Here is a 6463-nt window from a genome sequence, read left to right as displayed (position 1 = left end):
TCTACCTGGAGCAATTGGAGCTCTTATTCACTTGAAGCTATATATTAATTGTTCTCCATAAATGAAGGCCCTGATGAGCTTAAGCTGTCGGGGCTTTTTTATTTTTTAGCGAAGTAAGGTATAGTATCCCTGCTTACCGGTTCCTTCTGTTGCCAGTAAGCCAGCGTAACAACCTGTCCACCGCGTGTTTTTAATAATCGTCCAAAGATGGCATTGGTAGCGTTGAAGGTAATATCAGTTACGCCAATGGTAAAAGAGGCAGGCGGTGGTGGCGCAGCTTCAACAGGTGCTGCAGTATTTGGGGCAGCTGCAGGCGCTGCAGCTTTGGGTGGCGGTGAAGCTACTACTATCACGGTATATTTATTAAACTCCAGTAACGGCTTTAAAAAATCCACCCGCTGTTGCGATGCATTCTTCTCCACAATGGCGCATTTAACGCCATCGAGGTCTTCAAATTCATGATTTTTATTAATAGCCATACCCGAAATTTAAAATCCAAAACTCAATGAATGAATATAATCATACACATAGCCCGCCAAACCCGTTACAAAAATACCTGTTATACAAATGATCATTGCCAGTTTGGGATAGATGGGGATAGCCAACCGCTCGATGGGTTGTTCATTGGCATCCATAAAGATCGCTTTCACAATACGCAGGTAATAATAAAATGAAAGGATCATGTTCAGGGCCGCAATGGTAATTAAAAGATAGTTTCCTTTTCCGGCCCCGGCTAACAACAGAAAGAACTTACCAAAGAAACCAGCCGTGGGTGGTACACCCGCCAGGGAAAACAAGGCAATCGTAAGCACCCACGACAACACCGGGTTGGTTTTATAGAATCCTTTGTAATCGCTCACCTGCTCCCGCCCTGTTACCGCACTTACCAAAGCCACCACCCCAAAAGCGGCCAGGTTACTGAACACATACACCAACACAAAATACACTACCGAGGTAGTGGCCAGCTGCGAACTACCGGTTATACCTACGAGGATAAAACCTATCTGGGCAATGGAAGAAAAAGCGAGGAATCGTTTGAGGTTATTTTGCCGGATCGCAAACAGGTTGCCTGTTAAAATGGTGAGCACCGATAAAACAAACAGCATATTATACCAGATGGCCGCCAATGGTTTGAATACTGTATACAAAACAGAGACAAACACAAACAGAACCGATCCTTTTGAAATGACCGATAACCAGGAGGTGACTGCCACCGGGGCGCCCTCATATACATCGGCCGTCCATAAATGAAAAGGTACTATAGATATTTTAAAAGCAAACCCTGCCAGTAATAATACAAAGGCAAAGATCAGCAGGGGCGCGCCGGTTATGTGTGCAGACAGTTCGCTAAACGTTAATGTACCGGCAGCGCCATACACCAGGGAAATGCCAAATAATAATAACCCCGAGGCAAATGCAGAGGAGATAATAAATTTCATGGCGGCTTCTGATGATCTCTTTTTTGCGAGATCAAAATTGGCCAGGGCTGCCAGCGGAATGCTTGACAATTCCAACCCAACATAAAACATCAACAGATTTCCGGCCGAGATCATAAAGAACATGCCCAACAGGGTACACAACAGTAAAACATAAAACTCTGGTACATGATCATGCTTTTTTAACCAGTCGGCCGATTGTAATGAAACGATCAGGGTACCCAGGCTCAAAATGTTTTTCTCCAGTACGATCAGCGGATTGGTGAGGAACATTTCATCGAACAACATTCCTGACCTGTTGCCCACAAACCCAACAACCAGGTTCAACAGCAACAACCCGTTTGTAAGGTTCATGATGGTTTCATTGGATAAATCCATTCCAATCTTCAACAACAACAGGATAAAGATGATCACCGTAATGACCAGTTCCTGTTTCATGAGTATAAAGAAGTCGGCCATAATTATTTATTGATTTATCAACGAGGTTAACCAGAAAGGCGCCATACCAATAGCCACAATGCCAATTATCAGGAGGGCGCCAGCTACTTTTTCATTCCAGGCTGCATCGGTCAGGAGAATAGTATTTCCGTCGCCTTCCACCTGTAACGGCCCCATAATCACTTTGCCCATGGCACGTAAGATATAAACGGCTGTTACCACAATGGAAGCACAAGCCAGCATAGTGGCTATTCTATACATGGTATCAGCTTTCTGCCAGGCGCCCATAAAAACGGTTACTTCGGCAGCAAACCCGCTAAGGCCCGGCAATCCCAATGAACACAAACCGGCGATAACAAACACCGTGGCGATAAAGGGCATTACTTTTAATAAGCCACCCAGTTGCGCTACCTGCCGCGTATGGGTTCTATCGTACAACATCCCAATAGCGGCAAAGAAAAGGGCTGTCATCAACCCATGTGATACCATTTGCATTACCGCGCCCATGATAGCTGTTTTTGTAAACATGCCAATACCCAGCAACACAAAACCACAATGGCTAACGGATGAATAGGCATTGATGTATTTGAGATCGGTTTGCATCATGGTAGCGAATGCGCCATAGATGATGGCAATCGTTGCCAGCAAAATGATGATCCAGGAATAATATTGAGCCGCCTCTGGCATTAATAGTGCTATTCGCAAGCAACCATAACCACCCAGCTTCATGGATATGCCGGCCAGGAACATCGACGCAGCCGTAGGCGCCGATGAGTGTCCATCTGGCACCCAGGTATGAAAGGGAAACAAGGCGGTGAAAATACCAAAGCCAATAAATGCAAAAGGGAAGAAGATTTTTTGTACTTCCAGAGGAATGTGCAATTGTGCAATCTGTAACAGATCGAATGTATGCGTACCACTGGCGGTTTGGGTATTAAAGTAAATACCCGCCAGCCCAACAAATACCAGGGCGCTGCCACCCATCAGCATCAACGCCAGTTTCATGGCGCTGTATTCTTTTTTCCCACTGCCCCAAATGCCTATCAGCAGGAATTTGGGGATAACGGCCACCTCCAGGAAGAAGAACAAAGTGAACAGATCGAGTGAAATGAAAAAGCCATAGGCGCCCAGGCTTAATAATATCAACAGAAAGAAAAATTCTTTATTCAGCTTTTCCATTCTCCACGAAACCAATATGCCTGCTACCGTTACAAAAGCAGTCAGCAGGATCATCGCAATGGAGATGCCATCTACCCCAATATGATAATGTATATTCAGCGGCGTGAACCAAACATGATCTTCTTCAAACAACATGGCCGCGGTATTGCCTGCCGCCCGTTGCTGCCCGTAGGCAATCAACAACCCAACCGCGCAAATCAATTGTACTACCGATCCGCTTAACGCTACCAGGCGGACTGGTTTCAAGCCATTACACAGTAATAATGCAATGGCGGTGATAAGTGGCAATATGATGAGTACTGATAACGACATGTGTTTGATTATGGTTTCCATAAATAAATGAACAAGGCTGCCAATGCAATGATGCCACCAAAGAAATACAACGCATAGCTTTGGATGCTGCCCGATTGCCATGCTTTTATGCTGGCTGAAAAGCGGGTGGTCACCCACCCCAATCCGTTCATTGTACCATCAACAAGATATTTATCGATCCAGGCAGCTGGTTTTGCCATGCCATTGAAGATGATCTTTTTGGTGACGAACAGGTAGCCTTCATCAAAGTAGAATTTCTGCTTTACTGTTTTATAGAGTCCGCCTAATGCAGTCGCCAGCTTTTGCGGCCGGTCGTTCTCTTTATAATAAAGCACATACGCGAACCCGATACCGGCAATGGCCAGGAGCACCGGCGCCATGGAAAAACCCAACGGAATAGAGATTTCTTCTCCCCCATTAATAGATACATAATGAGCGAAGGGAATAAACCCCACTCCAACCGCAGCCAGCGCCAATAACAACAGGGGCAGCTTCATATTCCAGGGGCCTTCACTATGATGAACGTGATTGTGCGCTGCTGATCTATTCCAGAAAATACGGAAGTACAACCGGAACATATAAAACGCCGTAATGCCCGACGTGATCAGCGCCCCGTAATAAATAAGTTTATTATGCTGCCAGGCGGTCATTAGTATTTCTTCTTTACTAAAGAAACCGGCAAAGGGCGGTATACCGGCAATGGCGAGGCAGGCAATTAAAAAGGTAGCGTGAGTCAACGGCATCAACTTCCGCAGTCCACCCATATTGCCCATTTCATTGGTATGCACAAAATGAATTACGGATCCTGCGCCCAAGAATAACAGGGATTTAAAAAAAGCATGCGTGAATAAATGAAAGAGGGATGCTGTGTAGCCGCTATTGGAACCAGCTCCATACGCAGGTACGCCCAATGCAAACAACATATAGCCGATCTGTGAAATGGTTGAATAGGCCAGCACGCGTTTAATATCGGTTTGCGTACAGGCAATGATCGCCGCAAGAAAGGCTGAGATCGCGCCCACCCAGGTTATCAATTGTAAGATGGTTCCATCTATCAAATACACGGGATATAACCGCGCTACCAGGTAAACCCCAGCCACCACCATCGTTGCCGCATGGATCAATGCCGAAACCGGCGTGGGACCTTCCATGGCATCGGGCAACCAGATGTGCAGCGGGAACATGGCCGATTTGCCCGCTCCGCCAATAAACACCAGCGCCAATGCCCAGCTTAATATGGATACGCCCAGGAAACCGGTACCGGTAATTTGCGCCAATTGCGACGAATGAGTATCCGTTAACCGATGGATGAGGGTTCCAAAATCGAGCGTGCCGCTATAGAATGCGAGTATTAGTATCCCAATTAAAAATCCCAGATCGGCAAAGCGCGTGACGATAAATGCTTTTTTTGCTGCTGCTACAGCCGCCGGCCGGTCGTAATAAAAACCGATCAGCAAAAAGGAGGACACACCCACCAACTCCCAAAAAATATAGATCTGAAAAATATTAGTCGAAAGCACCAGTCCCAACATGGAAAATGTAAACAATCCCAGGAAGGCGTAATAAACAGGAAACCGCTCCTCCCCTTTCATATAACCCAAACTAAACACATGCACCATTAGGGAAACAACCGTCACTACTACCAGCATCATCACAGATGCAGGATCGAGCAATATGCCCATATCGATAGACATCCCGGGAGAAAACTGTAACCAGGTATATTTCAATGGCTCGATTGGCTGATAGACACCATTCACCCTTCCCGTTACAAAGAAGTATTGATAAGCCGTATAGAAAGCCAACACAGTCGCCGCTAATAAAATGAGCGTACCCAGGATCCCTGCCGATCGGACGAAATGTTTTTGCCCGAATAAGCCAAAAACTACAAAGCTTATTAATGGTAGCAAAGGGATTAACGATATGTATGTTGTGTAGTTCATTTTGAATGGTTAATCGTGTACCGTGAAACGGCAAACGTGAAACGTGAAAGGGTTCACGAGAATGTAACATTCCTCACTCCTTTCTCGCTCCTTTGTCAACTCTTTATCAACCCTACAACTTGTCAACTTATTAACTTGTCAACTTGTTAACTGGTCAACTCGTCAACTAATACCTCATTTCCGTAGTATCCTCCACATCAATCGACCTATGACTCCTGTATAAATTAATAATTATCGCTATCGCCACGGCTGCTTCGGCAGCGGCAACGGTTATAATAAACAGGGAAAAGAATACGCCATTCAGTTTATCGGGGTACAAGTATTTATTGAAGGCCACGAAGTTGATGTTCACACTATTCAGGATCAGTTCTATGGACATGAGCATGGTGATTAAGTTACGCCGGGTAAACAACCCATACATACCGATGAAGAACAGGGCTGTGGTCACAAACAGGATATGCGTTAAAGGGATCGCGCTCATGTTGTCTTTTCCTCCATGGTTTTTGTTGATTCAACAACCTGTTTAAAAGTGCCGCCATTGGCACTAATAGGCGTAGCCGGTTTTTGTATCGATTTTCCTTTGGGTATCGATCGCATGGCAATAACAATACAACCGATCATGGCAGCCAGCAACAACATACTCACTACTTCAAACGGCAACACAAACCCATATTTTTTAGTATCGAGCATTTGTTCACCAATGGCGTATACCGGCACCACAAATGGTTTTTCAGAGGTAGTTGTTGGGAACCCATACCCTGCTATGAGGTTATAAGAAAATGCAAACCCCAGCAACACGGCCAGTATGGAGAAAATGGTCCGCTTCAATGGTGGTTTTGGTAGCTCACTACCCGAATGATGGGTAAGAAAAATAGAGAAGATAATCAGCACCACTACCCCACCTACATACACAATGATCTGCACGGCGGCTACAAATTCTACCTGCATCCAGAAGTACAGACCGGCAACACCCACCAGGCTAAACAGCAACCAGATGGCTGAACGAAAGATCTTCCTGGTGGTTACCGCCAGCAAGGCCGTACCCAGCACAAAGGCTGAAATCAAATAAAATATGATCTGTGATGCATTCATAAATCAATAGGCAATTGGCAATGAGCAATTGGCAAAGTTTTCATTCTTCATTTCTCTGTTTTTCAT

The 6463-nt window shown here is 45.4% G+C and carries 6 protein-coding genes; all 6 read right to left on the bottom strand.

Annotation, left to right across the window (positions count from 1 at the left end; genetic code table 11):
- Window positions 1–98: 98 nt before the first annotated feature.
- Complete coding sequence (locus ACJ751_RS23500) at window positions 99–479, bottom strand: hypothetical protein (RefSeq protein ID WP_407747979.1); 381 nt, start codon at window positions 477–479, stop codon at window positions 99–101.
- Window positions 480–488: 9 nt separating this feature from the next.
- Window positions 489–1895 carry an NADH-quinone oxidoreductase subunit N gene (locus ACJ751_RS23495; RefSeq protein ID WP_407747978.1) on the bottom strand — a complete coding sequence of 469 codons (1407 nt, stop codon included), beginning with the start codon at window positions 1893–1895 and terminating at the stop codon, window positions 489–491.
- A 6-nt stretch (window positions 1896–1901) separates the two neighbouring features.
- Window positions 1902–3365: a NuoM family protein gene (locus ACJ751_RS23490; protein ID WP_407747977.1), complete on the bottom strand. Its 1464-nt coding sequence runs from the start codon at window positions 3363–3365 to the stop codon at window positions 1902–1904.
- A gap of 8 nt (window positions 3366–3373) precedes the next feature.
- Complete coding sequence (gene nuoL / locus ACJ751_RS23485; protein ID WP_407747976.1) at window positions 3374–5305, bottom strand: NADH-quinone oxidoreductase subunit L; 1932 nt, start codon at window positions 5303–5305, stop codon at window positions 3374–3376.
- Between the two features lie 166 nt (window positions 5306–5471).
- On the bottom strand, window positions 5472–5786 hold the full coding sequence (gene nuoK / locus ACJ751_RS23480) for an NADH-quinone oxidoreductase subunit NuoK (RefSeq protein ID WP_407747975.1): 315 nt from the start codon (window positions 5784–5786) through the stop codon (window positions 5472–5474).
- Complete coding sequence (locus ACJ751_RS23475; protein ID WP_407747974.1) at window positions 5783–6397, bottom strand: NADH-quinone oxidoreductase subunit J; 615 nt, start codon at window positions 6395–6397, stop codon at window positions 5783–5785. Before ACJ751_RS23475 ends, nuoK begins: the two co-directional genes overlap by 4 nt.
- Between the last annotated feature and the right edge of the window lie 66 nt (window positions 6398–6463).

The organism is Niastella sp. (assembly GCF_045805085.1).
Lineage (GTDB): Bacteria > Bacteroidota > Bacteroidia > Chitinophagales > Chitinophagaceae > Niastella.
The sequence above is the reverse complement of the archived record's forward strand: the minus strand, read 5'-3'. Positions and strand labels throughout refer to the sequence as shown.